Consider the following 16,581-nt stretch of genomic DNA (forward strand, 5'->3'; position numbering starts at 1 on the left):
TGCCCCTTAATGACAGGTCTTTGGGAACGTAATGGACAGGAAAAGAGCAACACTGATTGGCCTCGCTGCGATAGTCTTATGGAGCACAATGGTGGGGTTGATTCGCGGTGTCAGTGAAGGGCTCGGGCCCGTGGGTGGCGCGGCAATGATCTACACGCTCAGTGGATTACTTTGTCTACTGACCGTTGGATTTCCTAATCTGAAGCGTTTTCCGCCGCGCTATCTTATTGCCGGCAGCGTGCTGTTTGTCAGCTACGAAATATGCCTGGCGCTGTCGTTGGGTTATGCCAGTAATCGCCATCAGGCAATTGAAGTTGGGATGGTAAATTATCTGTGGCCGAGCCTGACGATTGTCTTTGCGATCGTGTTCAACGGGCAAAAAACGAATTTATGGGTGATCCCCGGATTACTGATTTCGTTACTCGGTGTGGGATGGGTTTTAGGCGGCGAGCAAGGGCTGCATCTCGATGAAATTGTCAGCAATATCGTCTCGAATCCGTTGAGTTATGGCCTGGCGTTTGCGGGTGCATTTATCTGGGCGGCATACTGCACCGTCACCAGTAAATATGCCAAAGGACACAATGGGATTACGCTGTTTGTGTTACTCACGGCGCTGGCGCTGTGGCTGAAATATCTGTTCAGCGATCAGCCTGCAATGGTGTTTAGCGTGCCCGTGGTGATCAAACTGCTAATGTGCGGGGTGGCGCTGGGTTTTGGTTATGCCTCATGGAATATCGGTATTCTGCACGGAAATGTGTCGGTACTGGCGACCGTTTCCTATTTCACACCTGTGCTTTCCGCCGCACTCGCCGCCGTGTTGCTTAACGCCCCGCTTTCGTTCTCCTTCTGGCAAGGCGCGCTGATGGTCTGCTCAGGGTCGCTGCTGTGCTGGTACGCGACCCGAAATAAGCAACAATAAATGATACGCGCGGCGGAGAAATCTTCCGCGCTGATGTAACGGTTAAATATTTGTGATCGCGCGTAAAAATATTCATTTATCCACTCGTGTCTGCATTCATATCCTGTTTATATTTCGCCCGTTCGAAACGTCCTCTTACATTATTACTGACAGAAACTGACAACCCACAGGTATTAATTACCGCCTATTATTCCCGCCTGACATAGCGAGGCACGCAATAATTCATTACTGAACATTGCGGAAATATCTGTGTAATATCGCTTAAGTCATTGATTGTTCATTTGCATGAGTAATCATTGGATATCAATACTCCAAAATAACAGATAATCATTATAGGTAATAAAACCTTGCTGAAACTATAAATCTATTAATTATCATAAAATGGGAATAACCGAGTGTAGAATAATAAATAACCGATATCGGTTATTTCAGGGCATTTAATAGGATCTGTGTCACACTAATTGAAATTAAAAGTAATATCTTGAAACTTATTATTGAAAGAACACTACAAGATTCTTAAAAATAGCATGCCATTGACAAACCACTTCGTTGAGAAATTGTTTAGCAATGGCTCAGGACATGCTTAAAGAAAATTATAAGGATTATTAAAAATGAAACTTAAATTAGTTGCAGTGGCAGTGACTACCCTGTTGGCAGCAGGTGCGGTAAACGCAGCAGAAGTATTTAACAAAGACGGTAACAAGCTGGATCTGTACGGTAAAGTGACCGGTCTGCACTACTTCTCTGATGACACCGACAACGACGGCGACAAAACTTACGTGCGTCTGGGCTTCAAAGGTGAAACACAGATCAACGACCAGCTGACCGGTTTTGGCCAGTGGGAATATGAGTTCAAAGGCAACAACGACGAAACCAACGGTGACAAAGGCAACAAAACCCGTCTGGCATTCGCAGGTCTGAAATTCAACGAATTCGGTTCTTTCGACTACGGTCGTAACTACGGCGTGGCTTACGACATCGGCGCATGGACCGACGTACTGCCAGAATACGGCGGAGACACCTGGACTCAGACCGACGTGTTCATGACCGGCCGTACCACCGGCGTAGCAACCTACCGTAACCAGGACTTCTTCGGTCTGGTTGACGGCCTGAACGTGGCTGCACAGTACCAGGGTAAAAACGACCGTGACGACGTCACCAAAGCGAACGGCGACGGCTGGGGTCTTTCTTCAACTTATGAATTCGACGGCTTCGGCGTGGGCGCAACCTACGCAAAAGCTGACCGTACTGACGATCAGGTACGTTACGCAGCGCAGAGCGTTCTGAATGCGTCTGGCGATAACGCTGAAGTGTGGGCGGCTGGCCTGAAATACGATGCGAACAACATCTATCTGGCAACCACCTACTCCGAAACCCGCAACATGACGGTCTTCGGCGACAAGCATATTGCTAACAAAGCGCAGAACTTTGAAATGGTTGCTCAGTACCAGTTCGATTTCGGCCTGCGTCCGTCTGTCGCTTACCTGAAGTCAAAAGGTAAAGATATTGAGACTTACGGTGACCAGGATCTGGTGGAGTACATCGAGCTGGGCGCGAGCTACTACTTCAACAAAAACATGTCTACCTACGTTGATTACAAAATCAACCTGCTGGACGACAACAAATTCACCAACGATGCGAAAATCGCTACCGATAACATCGTTGCACTGGGCCTGACCTACCAGTTCTAAGAATTTGTAAGTTAAAAAGGCCAGCCCACGTGGCTGGCTTTTTTTATCGCGGTCATCTGGCGTGATAAAGGAGTACGCCATGCAACGCTATACCGGACGCTGTTTGTGTGGGATGAGCCATTTCAGCGTCAACATTGAAAATCTGGATGTGTATGCCTGCCACTGTACGACGTGCCAGAAATGGTCGGGCGGGATTGCCATGTATATTGAAACCGCAGTTGCGCCAGCGGTGGAACAAGGTTCAATCGCCCCTTCGCACTTCTCGTCGTCGGCCCGCGGTGAGCGCTGGTTTTGTCCCGGTTGCGGCTGTCCGCTCTGGTACGAACTGACGCCAACGGAACGCTATTTTGTCCCGTGGACATTGCTGGAGCTGAGTGAAGATGAACGCCGCCGACTGGTGTTAGCCGCCGAAATCTATACCGAAACACAGCCCGCGTTCTGGCGATTGACCGGACAATACGCGCGTTTTAGCGGCACCGAAATTGAAGCGCTGGACAAAAGCTGTTCGCTGACGGCGTAACCTCACTGCTCTTTGCAGACAGGAGATCGTGTCGATAAAGATAGTGCGTGATACCCGGCATGCTTCGCGCCGCCGGGCGAATGACTACTGTTTCACTTTCGCCAGGCTAAACCAAATCCCGATCGCAAGGATTAACAGCATCCCGCCTGCGCTTCCCAACGCCACACTGTGTGAGGTGATAAACGCGGATTTTGCAGCTTCAATGACCGAGTCTGCCAGCGCTGGCGTCAAATCCTGCGCCACTTTCACGGCTTCACCAATGGATGAGGACGCTTTTTCTGCCAGCGTTTCGTTCAATCCTTGCGGCAACACAATCGACGCCGAGAAGCTGCGGGTTAACAGCAGACCAAAAATGGCGATACCTAACCCCGCGCCCAGCTCATAAGACATGGTTTCAATCGCACCGGCGGCTGCCGCTTTCTCTTTTGGCGCGGCAGCCATAATGGCAGACGTGGATGCCAACAGTGCACTGGCGGCACTAAAGCCCAGCAGCACCATCAGGCTCCACGCTTGCCACTGCTGCGTACTGAAGTCGAGCATCGATAATCCCATGAAACTCACCGCACTCAACCCCATGCCGCCCACCGCCACAATCCGCAACCCCAGACGACCCACCAGCACGCCAGCAATCGGCCCACTGAATCCGCTGGCGACCATCACCGGCAGCATAAACTTGCCCGCTTCAAACGGTGTGAAACCGTGAACAAACTGCAACTCCTGAGCCATCAACAGTTCAAAACCCACCAGCGCGATCATGGCCGTCATCGCCATCACCACACCGCTTAAAATGATGCGATTGCAAAACAGGCGCATGTCGATCATCGGCGTGCTGGCGCGTAACTGAATACGCACAAAAGCAAACAGCATGACCGCGCCCGTCAGTAATGTCCCCGCAACCAGCCACGGCGAAAGCGCCCCTTTCAACGCCGTTTTGGCGCTGTAAACCAGCAGTAAAATCGCGACGATCAACATCAGCGCATGGCTGATATTCAGCGGCTGCTCGGGACGTCCCTGCTGTTTAGGAACGAGGCGTGCCGCAAGGGCGACAACCACAAGCACAATCGGGACGTTAATCAAAAAGACCGAGCCCCAGTAGAAATGCTCCAGCAGAATGCCGCCAACCAGAGGACCAAACGCCGCACCGCCCGACCCCACCGCTGCCCACACGCCGAGGGCAATATTACGGTGACGAGGTTCGGTAAACAGCGTGCGGATCCCCGCGAGCGTTGCCGGAATAATCATCGCGGCGCCAATCGCTAGCGACGCACGCGCAGCGATAAGCCAGCCCGCCGTTGGGGAGAACGCGGCGGCCAGCGACGACAACCCAAATAACACGCTGCCGAGCATGAGCAGTTTTTTAAAGCCGATGCGATCGCCCAGCGCGCCCATCGGCAACACCATCCCGGCCATCACCAGCGAATAAATATCAATAATCCACAGCAATTCGTTGCCGCTGGCTCCGAGCGTCATGCTCAATGTCGGCGCGGCGACGTGCAGCACCGTTGCGTCAATCGCCACCGGGATATACACCAGCACGATAATCACTAACGCTAACCACTGACGAAACATAAAGATCCTTTTTTTACCTTTTCTGGACACACGTCCAGGATGCGATCCTACGGAAAGTTGAACGCGTGTCCAGCTTTTTGTTACACTCGTTTCATTACCATTGAGAGTGATGAGAAATGACCTATCTAAGCAAGGACGAACGCAGAGAAGCTATCCTTCACACCGCCATGCGCGTGGCGCTGGATGAAGGGTTTAGCGGGATGACAGTCAGGCGGATTGCCGCTGAGGCACACGTCTCCGCCGGGCAGGTTCATCATCATTTCGCCAGCATCGGCGAGTTAAAATCACAGTCATTTATCCACCTGATTCGTGCCCTGCTGGATGCCGACGTGGTCCCTGAAGGAGCCAGCTGGCGCGACCGACTCCACGGTATGCTTGGTAGCGATGAAGGCAGGCTTGAACCCTACATTCGGCTCTGGCGCGAAGCGCAGTTCCTGGCCACTCGCGACCCGGAACTTAAAGGCGCTTATGTATTAACAATGGAAATGTGGCACCAGGAAACGGTTGCTATTATTCGCGCAGGTGCTGCTGACAATGCTTTTATTTTAAAAGACCGCCCTGAAAATATTGCCTGGCGTTTGATCGGTCTGGTTTGCGGCCTGGATGGTATTTATGTTCTGGATATGCCGGAAATCGATGATGCCGCATTTAATCAGCATCTCGACAAAGCAATAACACTTGAGTTGGTTTAATACTTCTTATGGAGTATTAAGATTGTTAAGTTTTACAATTAGTAACACTTAAAGCGAATTCCCATGTCCCTTCTAATCACCGGGGTTCGCTTTTTTATCTATCCTTCAGACGTATCCCAAAACATCCCAAAATTTCACAAAGTCACACTTTATAGCAACTGTCTGTTTTCACTTTCCTTTTCTCTACGATATGGGTCAGTACGAGGGCGATATGTCACAAAAAAGTGAGAAGAAAAATCATTACCTCTTAAGTAACTGGAAACCTGAAAACGCGGAATTTTGGGAGAACAAAGGCAAATATATCGCACGACGAAACCTGTGGATTTCCGTCGCCTGTCTGTTACTGGCTTTCTGCGTATGGATGTTATTTAGCGCCGTTGCGGTAAATCTCAATAAAGTCGGTTTTAATTTCACAACCGATCAGCTTTTTATGTTAACCGCCCTTCCTTCCCTTTCGGGTGCCATATTACGCGTACCTTATTCTTTTATGGTGCCGATATTTGGTGGCCGTTACTGGACACTATTTAGCACGGTTATTTTGATTATTCCCTGCGTCTGGTTGGGGATCGCCGTTCAGGATAGCGCCACGCCGTATTGGGTGTTTATCACCATTGCGCTGCTGTGTGGATTTGCCGGCGCCAACTTCGCCTCCAGCATGGGTAACATCAGCTTTTTCTTCCCCAAATCGAAACAAGGTAGCGCCCTGGGGATCAACGGCGGTCTGGGTAATCTGGGCGTCAGCGTGATGCAAATGGTCGCGCCGGTGGTGATTTTCTTACCGATGTTTTCCTTCCTGGGCGTTCACGGTGTGCTTCAGGATGATGGCTCCATGCTCGCGCTGGCCAACGCCGCGTGGATATGGGCACCGCTGCTGTTCCTCGCCACGCTCGCCGCATTTTTTGGTATGAACGATATTGCCAGTTCAAAAGCGTCCATTGCCAGCCAGTTGCCGGTACTGAAACAGCCACATTTATGGCTGCTCAGTCTGCTCTATCTGGCGACATTCGGCTCGTTTATTGGTTTTTCAGCCGGGTTTGCGATGCTGTCAAAAACGCAGTTCCCGGACGTGAATATTCTGCACCTCGCCTTCTTCGGCCCGTTAATTGGCGCGCTGGCGCGTTCGGCGGGCGGCGTAGTGTCGGACAAGCTCGGCGGCGTGCGCGTCACACTGGTGAATTTTGTTTTCATGGCCTTGTTCAGCGCCCTGCTGTTCCTGACGCTTCCAGGAACGGGTTCCGGAAACTTTAGCGCTTTTTATCTGGTCTTTATGGGTCTGTTTCTGACAGCCGGGCTAGGCAGCGGGTCCACCTTCCAGATGATTGCTGTCATCTTCCGACAAATCACAATCTACAAGGTAAAACTGCGCGGCGGTTCGGAAGAACAAGCCCAGCAGGAAGCGGTTACCGATACCGCGGCAGCCCTCGGGTTTATCTCTGCCATCGGCGCGGTCGGGGGCTTCTTCATTCCCAAAGCATTCGGCACATCCCTCGCCATGACCGGCTCGCCGGTGGGCGCGATGAAAGTCTTCCTTGTGTTCTATATCGTCTGCGTGCTGGTGACCTGGCTGGTCTACGGCCGTCGGCAAAAGCACGTCAAATCATAACAATCCAGTTCGACACTTTGTGAGCAGTGTAACCACGGGGCAGGAGTCGCTCCGTCAGGAGAAACGTCATGAGTAAACTGTTGGATCGCTTTCGCTACTTCAAACAAAAAGGCGAGACTTTCGCCGACGGACACGGGCAGGTGTATCACACCAACCGCGACTGGGAAGACAGTTATCGCCAGCGCTGGCAGTTTGACAAAATTGTGCGTTCGACTCACGGCGTTAACTGCACTGGCTCCTGTAGCTGGAAAATCTACGTCAAAAATGGTCTGGTGACCTGGGAAGTCCAGCAGACCGATTATCCCCGTACTCGCCCTGACCTTCCCAATCACGAACCGCGCGGATGCCCGCGAGGCGCGAGTTACTCCTGGTATCTTTACAGCGCCAACCGCCTGAAATATCCCCTGGTCCGTCGCAAGCTGATCGAACTCTGGCGTGAAGCGCTGGGCCAACACAGCGATCCGGTCCTGGCGTGGAACGCCATTATGAGCGACCCGCAAAAAACCCAAAGCTACAAACAGGCGCGCGGGCACGGCGGCTTTATCCGCTCTAACTGGAAAGAGCTGAATCAACTGATCGCCGCCGCTAACGTCTGGACCATCAAACACTACGGCCCGGATCGTGTCGCCGGTTTCTCACCCATTCCGGCGATGTCGATGGTCTCTTACGCGGCAGGCACGCGCTATCTCTCCCTGCTCGGAGGAACGTGCCTGAGCTTTTACGACTGGTATTGCGATCTTCCGCCTGCGTCACCGATGACCTGGGGTGAGCAGACCGACGTCCCGGAATCCGCCGACTGGTATAACTCCAGCTACATCATTGCCTGGGGTTCTAACGTTCCGCAAACGCGTACGCCGGATGCCCACTTCTTTACCGAAGTGCGTTACAAAGGCACCAAAACCATCGCAATAACTCCCGATTTTTCGGAAGTCGCGAAACTCAGCGACCAGTGGCTGGCCCCCAAACAAGGCACCGACAGCGCGCTGGCCATGGCGATGGGCCATGTGATCCTCAAAGAGTTCCACCTCGATAATCCGAGCGAATATTTCCTCAATTACTGCCGCCGTTACACCGACATGCCAATGCTGGTGATGCTTGATGAACGCGAAGACGGTAGCCTGGTGCCGGGCCGAATGCTGCGCGCATCGGATCTGGCCGAGGGGCTGGGCGAGCAAAATAACCCTGAATGGAAAACCGTTGCGTTTGATATCGCCGGTGGGCTGGTCGCGCCGAACGGTTCGATTGGTTTCCGCTGGGGCGAAAAAGGGAAATGGAACCTCGAACCGGTGGCTGCGGGTCATGAAATCGAGCTAACGCTGTCCCTGCTGATCACGCACGACAGCGTCGCTAACGTGGCGTTCCCCTATTTCGGCGGCAACGAAAATCCGCATTTCCGCAGCGTGAAGCAAGATCCGGTGCTGATCCGCAAAGTGCCGTCCAAAACCCTGACGCTGGCGGACGGACGCCAGCAACAGGTCGCCAGCGTGTACGATCTGGTCCTGGCAAATTACGGCCTCGACCGCGGTCTTGATGATGAAAACGCGGTTAAGGATTACAGCGAGGTGAAAGCCTATTCCCCCGCCTGGGGTGAGCAAATTACGGGGGTTCCGCGTCGGCATATTGAACAAATTGCCCGCGAGTTTGCTGACACCGCGAATAAAACCCACGGCCGTTCGATGATCATTTTGGGTGCCGGTGTGAACCACTGGTATCACATGGACATGAACTACCGCGGGATGATCAACATGCTGGTCTTCTGCGGCTGTGTCGGCAAAAGTGGGGGCGGCTGGTCGCACTACGTCGGCCAGGAAAAACTGCGTCCGCAAACCGGCTGGCTGCCGCTGGCGTTTGCCCTGGACTGGCACCGTCCGCCGCGCCAGATGAACAGCACATCCTTTTTCTACAATCACGCCAGCCAGTGGCGCTACGAAAAACTCACCGCGCAGGAATTGCTTTCTCCCCTCGCCGATGCGTCGAAATTTACCGGGCATCTGATCGATTTCAACGTGCGGGCTGAACGAATGGGCTGGCTGCCCTCCGCCCCACAGCTTGATGTTAATCCGCTGCATATCAAAGCGCGTGCCGACGCAGCGGGTATGTCGCCACAGGATTACACCGTTCAGGCGCTCAAATCTGGCGATGTCCGCTTTGCCTGCGAACAGCCGGATAACGGTAAAAACCATCCACGCAATCTGTTTGTCTGGCGCTCGAATTTGCTGGGATCATCCGGTAAAGGCCACGAGTACATGCTCAAGTATCTTCTCGGCACCGAGAGCGGCATTCAGGGCGACGATCTCGGTTCAACAGATGACGTCAAACCTGAAGAGGTGGAGTGGCAAACCGCCGCCATCGAAGGCAAGTTAGATCTGCTGGTGACGCTCGATTTCCGCATGTCCAGCACCTGTCTGTTCTCCGATATCGTCTTACCAACCGCCACCTGGTACGAAAAAGACGACATGAATACCTCGGATATGCATCCGTTTATTCACCCGCTTTCAGCGGCGGTTGACCCCGCCTGGGAATCGCGCAGCGACTGGGAAATTTATAAAGGGCTGGCGAAAGTGTTCTCCGAAGTTTGCGTTGGCCATCTGGGGACCGAAACGGACGTGGTGCTACAACCCTTGCAGCACGACTCCCCGGCGGAATTATCCCAGCCGTTTGATATCCAGGACTGGCGCAAGGGCGAATGCGATCTTATCCCCGGCAAAACCGCACCCAATATCGCCGTGATTGAGCGTCATTATCCACAAACGTATGAACGCTTTACCGCGCTCGGCCCGCTAATGGACAAACTCGGTAACGGCGGGAAAGGCATTTCGTGGAACACGCAAACCGAGATCGATTTCCTCGGCAAGCTGAACTACGTCAAGCTGGATGGCCCGGCGAAGGGGCGTCCGCGGATCGATACCGCGATAGATGCGTCTGAAGTGATTCTCGCCCTCGCCCCGGAAACCAACGGCCATGTGGCAGTAAAAGCCTGGGAAGCGCTCAGTGAATTCACCGGGCGCGAACATGCGCATCTGGCGCTGAACAAAGAAGACGAAAAAATTCGCTTCCGCGATATTCAGGCGCAGCCGCGCAAAATCATCTCCAGCCCGACATGGTCAGGCATCGAAAGTGAACATGTTTCGTATAACGCCGGTTACACCAACGTTCATGAACTGATCCCATGGCGCACGCTTTCCGGGCGTCAACAGCTGTATCAGGATCATCAATGGATGCGGGCCTTCGGTGAAAGCCTGGTGGCCTATCGTCCCCCGATTGATACCCGCAGCGTGACGCACATGCGCGAGATCCCGCCGAACGGTTTCCCGGAAAAAGCGCTGAACTTCCTGACGCCGCACCAGAAATGGGGCATTCACTCCACTTACAGCGAAAACCTGCTGATGCAAACCCTGTCGCGCGGCGGGCCGATTGTGTGGATCAGCGAAACGGACGCCTGTGAGTTAGGCATTGAGGACAACGACTGGATCGAAGCCTTCAACGCCAACGGCGCCCTCACCGCCCGCGCTGTCGTCAGCCAGCGCGTACCGCCAGGCATGACCATGATGTACCACGCCCAGGAGCGCATTCTGAACATTCCGGGATCCGAAGTGACCGGGCGACGTGGCGGTATTCACAACTCGGTCACCCGCGTGTGCCCGAAACCGACACACATGATCGGCGGTTACGCCCAGTTGGCCTACAGCTTCAACTATTACGGCACCGTCGGCTCTAACCGCGACGAGTTCATCATGATCCGCAAAATGAAAAATATTCACTGGCTGGATGGCGAAGGTCGGGATCAGGTACAGGAGGCGAAAAAATGAAAATACGCTCACAGGTCGGCATGGTACTGAATCTCGACAAATGCATAGGCTGCCACACCTGTTCGGTGACGTGTAAAAACGTCTGGACCGGGCGCGAAGGCATGGAATACGCGTGGTTTAACAACGTCGAAACCAAACCGGGCATTGGCTATCCGAAAAACTGGGAAGACCAGGAGGAGTGGCAAGGCGGCTGGGTTCGGGGGATAACCGGCAAGCTGACGCCTAAGCTCGGCGGACGCGTCGGCGTGCTGTCCAAAATCTTTGCTAACCCGTCGCTACCCGGCATCGACGATTACTACGAGCCGTTTACCTTTGACTATCAGGATCTGCACCGCGCGCCCGAAGGCGATCATCTGCCCACTGCCCGCCCGCGATCGCTGATCAGCGGTAAACGGATGGACAAAATCGTCGGTGGCCCAAACTGGGAGGAGTTGCTCGGTGGCGAGTTCGAGAAACGCGCACGCGACCGTAACTTCGAGAACATGCAAAAGGAGATGTACGGCCAGTTCGAAAACACCTTCATGATGTATCTTCCGCGCTTGTGTGAACACTGCCTGAATCCAAGCTGTGTCGCCACCTGCCCAAGCGGCGCGATCTATAAGCGCGAAGAGGACGGTATTGTACTGATCGACCAGGACAAGTGCCGCGGCTGGCGTATGTGTATCAGCGGGTGTCCGTACAAAAAAATCTACTTCAACTGGAAAAGCGGTAAGTCAGAAAAATGCATCTTCTGCTATCCGCGTATTGAATCCGGCCAGCCGACCGTGTGTTCCGAAACCTGCGTCGGGCGTATCCGCTATCTGGGCGTGCTGCTGTACGATGCGGATCGTATCGAAGAAGCGGCCAGCACCGAGCATGAAACCGATCTTTACGAGCGTCAGTGCGATGTATTCCTGAACCCACACGACCCTGCAGTGATTGAAGAAGCGTTTAAACAGGGCATTCCGCAAAACGTGATTGACGCCGCGCAACGCTCACCGGTGTACAAAATGGCGATGGACTGGAAGCTGGCTCTGCCGTTGCACCCGGAATACCGCACCCTTCCGATGGTCTGGTATGTTCCGCCGCTGTCTCCGATTCAATCCTACGCCGATGCCGGTGGTCTGCCGCAAACTGACAGCATTTTGCCTGCGGTCGAGAGCCTGCGCATTCCGGTGCAGTATCTGGCGAATATGCTCAGCGCGGGTGACACCGGCCCGGTGCTGCGCGCCCTGAAACGCATGATGGCGATGCGCCATTACAAACGTTCGCAAACCGTCGAAGGGGTGACGGACACCCGCGCGATTGACGAAGTCGGTTTGAGCGTGGAACAGGTCGAAGAGATGTACCGCTATCTGGCTATCGCTAACTACGAAGACCGCTTCGTGATCCCAACCAGCCACCGCGAAATGGCGCGCGACGCCTTCCCGGAGAAAAACGGCTGCGGCTTTACCTTCGGCGACGGTTGCCACGGCTCCGACACCAAATTCAACCTCTTCAACAGCAGCCGCATTGACGCCATTAACATCGACGAGGTGCGCAAACATGGGGAGGGGGAATAATGAAAATCCTCAAAATCATTGCTCTGCTGATTGAATATCCCGACGAGACGTTGTGGGAAAGCAAAGACGAAGCGCTGTCGCTGATCGCCCAGGATGCGCCAATGCTGCTGCCCTTTGCGCGGCAGCATCTTGAGGCGTCGCTTCTCGATAAACAGGCGCACTGGTGCGAAGTGTTTGAGCGCGGTCGTTCGACGTCGCTGCTGTTGTTCGAGCATGTTCATGCAGAGTCCCGCGATCGTGGCCAGGCGATGGTTGATCTCATGAGTCAATATGAGAAAGCCGGATTGCAGCTCGATTGCCGCGAATTGCCGGACTACTTGCCGCTCTATCTGGAATATTTAAGCCTCGTTTCAGACGCTGAAGCGCGGGAAGGTCTGCAAAACGTTGCACCGATTCTGGCGCTGATAGGCGGACGGCTGAAACAGCGTGACGTCGCGCATTATCAGCTGTTTGATGCCCTGCTGGCCTTTGCCCAAAGCCCTTTAACAAGTGACAGCGTCACAAATCAGGTATCGACGGAACAACGGGATGACACTCGCCAGGCCCTGGACGCGGTCTGGGAAGAGGAACAGGTGAAATTTATTGAGGACAACGCCACCGCCTGCGACAGTTCGCCGATGCAGCAATATCAACGCCGCTTTAGCCAGGACGTCGCGCCTCAATACGTGGACGTCAGTGCCGGAGGCCCAAAATGATGCAATTCCTGAACGTCTTTTTCTACGATATCTACCCGTATATTTGCGGCACGGTATTCCTGATCGGAAGCTGGCTGCGCTATGACTACGGGCAATACACCTGGCGCGCATCGTCCAGCCAGATGCTCGATAAGCGCGGCATGGTGTTGTGGTCGAATTTGTTCCATATCGGCATTCTGGGGATTTTCTTCGGCCACCTGTTCGGAATGCTGACCCCGCACTGGGTCTATTCGTGGTTCCTGCCGATGTCGCAAAAACAGTTAATGGCGATGATTTTGGGCGGCGTGTGTGGCGTGCTGACGCTGGTTGGCGGCGCGGGATTGTTGATTCGTCGATTAACCAATCCACGTATTCGCGCCACCTCATCGACTGCCGACATTTTGATTCTGTGCATCTTGCTGATTCAGTGCGTTTTGGGGCTGGCAACGATTCCGTTTTCGGCACAACATCCGGACGGCAGCGAAATGTTAAAACTGGTCGACTGGGCGCAGAGCGTGGTCACCTTCCACGGCGGCGCATCCGCGCATCTTGACGGCGTAGCCCCTATTTTTCGCGTGCACCTTGTGCTGGGCATGACCATCTTTCTGATTTTCCCCTTCACCCGACTGGTGCACGTCTGGAGCGCGCCGGTGGAATACTTGACCCGGCGATATCAGGTGGTGAGATCGCGGCGTTGAAGCGATGTAAAAAGGGAACTATTGATATTTGGTCTTTGTGAAAAATCAAACGGTGAGCTTGTTTTACTGACAGGCTTGCCGTTAGCAACTACTGATTAAGTGACTATGACTAACGTATTACTGTTTCAATGAATGACCTGCCTTAATCTTCGATAAATCATTTTATTTGGCATTATATCGCCAACAGTATTTAGAGATCGTAAAGCCTGTGAGAGATACAGGCTTTACTCACTCTTTAAAGCTATGGTTCTCAAATTATAGACAGGCCATGTGCTTATTTCCCCGCCTGCGGATGGGTCTCAAACCCGGCCATGACTGCCGTCAGTTCCGCCAGCGTAAACCCGTGTTTCGCATCATTAACGCCCAGCCCAAATCGTTCCTGCATCAACTCATACAATTCGCTGGCATCGGCCAGAGTGCGCTGCTCGACGACTTGCGTGCCCTGCCAGTGGGTAAAATGGAAATTGGTGAGCGTTAATTTTCCGCCATCCGCCAGGTGTCGACACATCAGCAGATGATGACGGAAGTGCGATTGCGGCCAGTGGGCGGACCAGAAATTCCCCATCACGTAATCGTTGAAATACTGCGTCACCAGATCGAAGTGATACATTGACTGCCAGTGATCGTGGTGGCGGAACTGCAGCACCCAGTCGTTGCCCTCGTTCATCAGGCGATACAAACCGTGCGGCGTGGCCTGCTCCTCTCCCGCGACTAACCGAATGGGTGCCGTCAGCGTTTGACCACCGAAACCGACATCGGCAATCCAGCGCTCGCCGTTCAACTCGACCAACAACAGGCGATGCGTGCGTGGTGGCATCTGCGGCGGATTAGACAGCACTACGCGGCCCAACACGCTGCGGACGTGAAAACCGATTTCCCGCAGAACGCGTTCGAAAAGTCCATTTTGCTCAAAGCAGTAGCCGCCGCGTCTGGCGGTGATCAGCTTATCCGCGACGTTTTGCTCGTCCAGATGAATTTCTCGCGGCAGGACGACATCAATATTCTCAAACGGAATAGCGCTGTTGTGCTGCAAATGCAGCGCACGCAGGGTATCGATATCCACTTGCGCTGGCTGATACCAGTCGATACGGGCGAAATAAGCACTCAGAAATGGGGACATCATAGGGTTCCTTGAAATGATTTCCCCTTTTTATAACCTATTTTTACGTCGCCACTGGCGCAAAAATGCTTTTTAGCGACGAACACCGCGCTGCATGATTCCGAGTGCTGTGAGCATCAGCACAAGCCCTGTCATCAGGGTGAGCGTCGCCATCGCCATCCCTTGCCCAATCGAGCCTTGCTCAAACTGACGCCAGATAAAGACGGACACGGTTTGCGTTCCGGCAGGCGCCAGCAACAGCGAAGTGACCAGCTCTCGCGAGGCAATCGCAAACACCATCAACATCGCCGCCAGCAAGGCCGGTGAGACCAGCGGCAGCACGATAAACCGCAGTGCCTGAAACGCAGACGCTCCATGCACGCGCGCGGCGGGTTCGAGATTACCGCCCAGTTGGCGTAACGCGCTCCCGACATAACGCGCCGGCCACGGCAGCAGCAGACAGCAATAGGAAAGCAGCAAAATCACCCAACTGTTATAGGGCGAAATCGTCCAGAACGGTTGATTCCACAGCAGGATTAACCCGACGCCAACGACCACGCCCGGCAGCGCCGCAGGCATCAGCGACAAGGCATCAATCACGCCACGCCCTTTGATCTTTTGCACCACAACCATCCAGGAGGCGAGAAGTCCGATGCCCCCCGTGATACAGGCGGTTCCCAGCGCCAGAGAGAGACTGGTTCCGAGCGCCGACAGCGCATCGCCCTGCTGGCTAAACAGCGCCGCATAATGTGACAACGTCACGTTGCCAGCCGTCACACCACCTGACAACGAGCCTAAAATTCCCGAAAGCGCCATCGACGCGCCCGGCAGAATCACGGCAATGATCCCAACCAACGCCATCACCAGCACAACCGGTAGCGCGAACGCCCCCGCGTCTGCGCCTCTATTTTCCGTGGGTTTGCCGGTAATACTCGTGACGTCATGATGCCCGGTCAGCTTTTTCTGTAATGCCCAGGCGCACAGCGCAATCACCACCAACACCACCGACAGCATCGATGCACCCGAGAGATCGACTGGCCAGTCGGCCAGTTTTTTCTCGATATCCGTCGTCAACATCAGCACCCCGGCACGCGTTCCCAGCGCCGCCGGAACGCCAAACTCTTCGATGGCCAGCGTAAACGCCAGCAACATCCCAGCCGCCAGCGCGGGAGAGAGCATCGGCAGCGTAATGTGCCAGAACGCCCTTGCGGCATTTGCTCCGTGAACGCGCGCCACCAGTGCCAGACGCTGTCCGCTGGCCAGTAAACTGCGCGAAACCGCAAAATAGATAACCGGGAAAATATTCAGCGCCATTACCAGCACAATCCCCGTTTTACTGAACAGCAGATCGTTGAGGTTAATACCCGTCAGCTGCTGCAAATAACCGTTGGTCTGGAGCACCAGCATCCACGACAGCGCCGCAATATAAGGCGGCGTTAAAAACGGAATCAAAAACAGCAGATCCCACAGGCGTGGCAGCGGCAAAGTAAAGAGCCCACGCGCCACGCCCAGCGGAAAGCCAATCACGGCGCTGACCAGCGCTACGCCGGCTGCAATCTGCAACGTCCCGCCCAGCATCGTAGGGAGCTGAGGTTCCGCCAGTAATGTGCTCACGCCACTGAACGCGCCCGAAAGCGATCCGGCGCTAAACTGCGGGAAAATCGCCTGTAAGAGAATAAAGGAGAGCGGAAACGCCACCAGAACCATCAGCACGGCGAGCGTCATACCCGAAATAAATCGCTGTTTCACGAGGGGATCCTGAAGAC

Annotated in this window: 12 protein-coding genes; 9 read left to right on the forward strand and 3 right to left on the reverse strand. The window is 54.2% G+C overall.

The features are described 5' to 3' along the window. The first annotated feature begins 31 nt into the window (after window positions 1-31). The 3 genes from yddG (at window position 32) to ACKI5T_RS12530 (ending at window position 3,130) form a co-directional block, all read left to right on the forward strand. Window positions 32-919: an aromatic amino acid DMT transporter YddG gene (gene yddG, locus ACKI5T_RS12520; protein ID WP_407437824.1), complete on the forward strand. Its 888-nt coding sequence runs from the start codon at window positions 32-34 to the stop codon at window positions 917-919. A 611-nt stretch (window positions 920-1,530) separates the two neighbouring features. Next, window positions 1,531-2,610: a porin OmpC gene (gene ompC / locus ACKI5T_RS12525; RefSeq protein ID WP_407437825.1), complete on the forward strand. Its 1,080-nt coding sequence runs from the start codon at window positions 1,531-1,533 to the stop codon at window positions 2,608-2,610. 79 nt (window positions 2,611-2,689) lie between these two features. Beyond that, window positions 2,690-3,130: a GFA family protein gene (locus tag ACKI5T_RS12530; protein ID WP_407437827.1), complete on the forward strand. Its 441-nt coding sequence runs from the start codon at window positions 2,690-2,692 to the stop codon at window positions 3,128-3,130. Window positions 3,131-3,214: 84 nt separating this feature from the next. Here ACKI5T_RS12530 and ACKI5T_RS12535 read toward each other — a convergent pair whose 3' ends face one another. Then, on the reverse strand, window positions 3,215-4,699 hold the full coding sequence (locus ACKI5T_RS12535; RefSeq protein WP_407437829.1) for an MFS transporter: 1,485 nt from the start codon (window positions 4,697-4,699) through the stop codon (window positions 3,215-3,217). Window positions 4,700-4,815: 116 nt separating this feature from the next. Between ACKI5T_RS12535 and ACKI5T_RS12540 the strand changes: the two genes are divergently transcribed. From ACKI5T_RS12540 to narI, 6 genes are all read left to right on the forward strand, one after another. After that, window positions 4,816-5,391 (forward strand): TetR family transcriptional regulator, encoded by a 576-nt coding sequence (locus tag ACKI5T_RS12540; RefSeq protein ID WP_407437831.1) that lies wholly within the window; start codon window positions 4,816-4,818, stop codon window positions 5,389-5,391. A 211-nt stretch (window positions 5,392-5,602) separates the two neighbouring features. Continuing rightward, a complete protein-coding gene (locus ACKI5T_RS12545) occupies window positions 5,603-6,994 on the forward strand; it encodes a NarK family nitrate/nitrite MFS transporter (RefSeq protein ID WP_407437833.1) in 1,392 nt (463 codons plus the stop codon). 68 nt (window positions 6,995-7,062) lie between these two features. Beyond that, a complete protein-coding gene (locus tag ACKI5T_RS12550) occupies window positions 7,063-10,803 on the forward strand; it encodes a nitrate reductase subunit alpha (RefSeq protein WP_407437835.1) in 3,741 nt (1,246 codons plus the stop codon). Next, window positions 10,800-12,344 carry a nitrate reductase subunit beta gene (gene narH / locus ACKI5T_RS12555; RefSeq protein WP_407437837.1) on the forward strand — a complete coding sequence of 515 codons (1,545 nt, stop codon included), beginning with the start codon at window positions 10,800-10,802 and terminating at the stop codon, window positions 12,342-12,344. Before ACKI5T_RS12550 ends, narH begins: the two co-directional genes overlap by 4 nt. Then, on the forward strand, window positions 12,344-13,039 hold the full coding sequence (gene narW, locus ACKI5T_RS12560) for a nitrate reductase molybdenum cofactor assembly chaperone (protein ID WP_407437839.1): 696 nt from the start codon (window positions 12,344-12,346) through the stop codon (window positions 13,037-13,039). The genes narH and narW overlap by 1 nt, the downstream gene beginning before the upstream one ends. Next, window positions 13,036-13,716 carry a respiratory nitrate reductase subunit gamma gene (narI, locus tag ACKI5T_RS12565; protein ID WP_407437841.1) on the forward strand — a complete coding sequence of 227 codons (681 nt, stop codon included), beginning with the start codon at window positions 13,036-13,038 and terminating at the stop codon, window positions 13,714-13,716. Before narW ends, narI begins: the two co-directional genes overlap by 4 nt. 274 nt (window positions 13,717-13,990) lie before the next feature. Here the strand turns inward: narI and nhoA are convergent, their stop codons facing one another. Beyond that, window positions 13,991-14,836 (reverse strand): N-hydroxyarylamine O-acetyltransferase, encoded by an 846-nt coding sequence (gene nhoA / locus ACKI5T_RS12570; RefSeq protein WP_407437974.1) that lies wholly within the window; start codon window positions 14,834-14,836, stop codon window positions 13,991-13,993. 72 nt (window positions 14,837-14,908) lie between these two features. Further along, complete coding sequence (locus tag ACKI5T_RS12575; protein ID WP_407437842.1) at window positions 14,909-16,564, reverse strand: ABC transporter permease; 1,656 nt, start codon at window positions 16,562-16,564, stop codon at window positions 14,909-14,911. Window positions 16,565-16,581 lie beyond the last annotated feature (17 nt).

Source organism: Lelliottia sp. (assembly GCF_045627565.1).
Taxonomy (GTDB): Bacteria; Pseudomonadota; Gammaproteobacteria; order Enterobacterales; family Enterobacteriaceae; genus Enterobacter.

What these genes read in the sequence shown, in the direction of transcription:
- ompC (WP_407437825.1), top strand. Translation starts at nt 1,531, where the DNA reads ATGAAACTTAAATTAGTTGCAGTGGCAGTGACTACCCTGTTGGCAGCA.
- ACKI5T_RS12550 (WP_407437835.1), top strand. Translation starts at nt 7,063, where the DNA reads ATGAGTAAACTGTTGGATCGCTTTCGCTACTTCAAACAAAAAGGCGAG.
- narI (WP_407437841.1), top strand. Translation starts at nt 13,036, where the DNA reads ATGATGCAATTCCTGAACGTCTTTTTCTACGATATCTACCCGTATATT.
- yddG (WP_407437824.1), top strand. Translation starts at nt 32, where the DNA reads ATGGACAGGAAAAGAGCAACACTGATTGGCCTCGCTGCGATAGTCTTA.
- narH (WP_407437837.1), top strand. Translation starts at nt 10,800, where the DNA reads ATGAAAATACGCTCACAGGTCGGCATGGTACTGAATCTCGACAAATGC.
- nhoA (WP_407437974.1), bottom strand. Translation starts at nt 14,836, where the DNA reads ATGTCCCCATTTCTGAGTGCTTATTTCGCCCGTATCGACTGGTATCAG.
- ACKI5T_RS12535 (WP_407437829.1), bottom strand. Translation starts at nt 4,699, where the DNA reads ATGTTTCGTCAGTGGTTAGCGTTAGTGATTATCGTGCTGGTGTATATC.
- ACKI5T_RS12545 (WP_407437833.1), top strand. Translation starts at nt 5,603, where the DNA reads ATGTCACAAAAAAGTGAGAAGAAAAATCATTACCTCTTAAGTAACTGG.
- narW (WP_407437839.1), top strand. Translation starts at nt 12,344, where the DNA reads ATGAAAATCCTCAAAATCATTGCTCTGCTGATTGAATATCCCGACGAG.
- ACKI5T_RS12530 (WP_407437827.1), top strand. Translation starts at nt 2,690, where the DNA reads ATGCAACGCTATACCGGACGCTGTTTGTGTGGGATGAGCCATTTCAGC.
- ACKI5T_RS12540 (WP_407437831.1), top strand. Translation starts at nt 4,816, where the DNA reads ATGACCTATCTAAGCAAGGACGAACGCAGAGAAGCTATCCTTCACACC.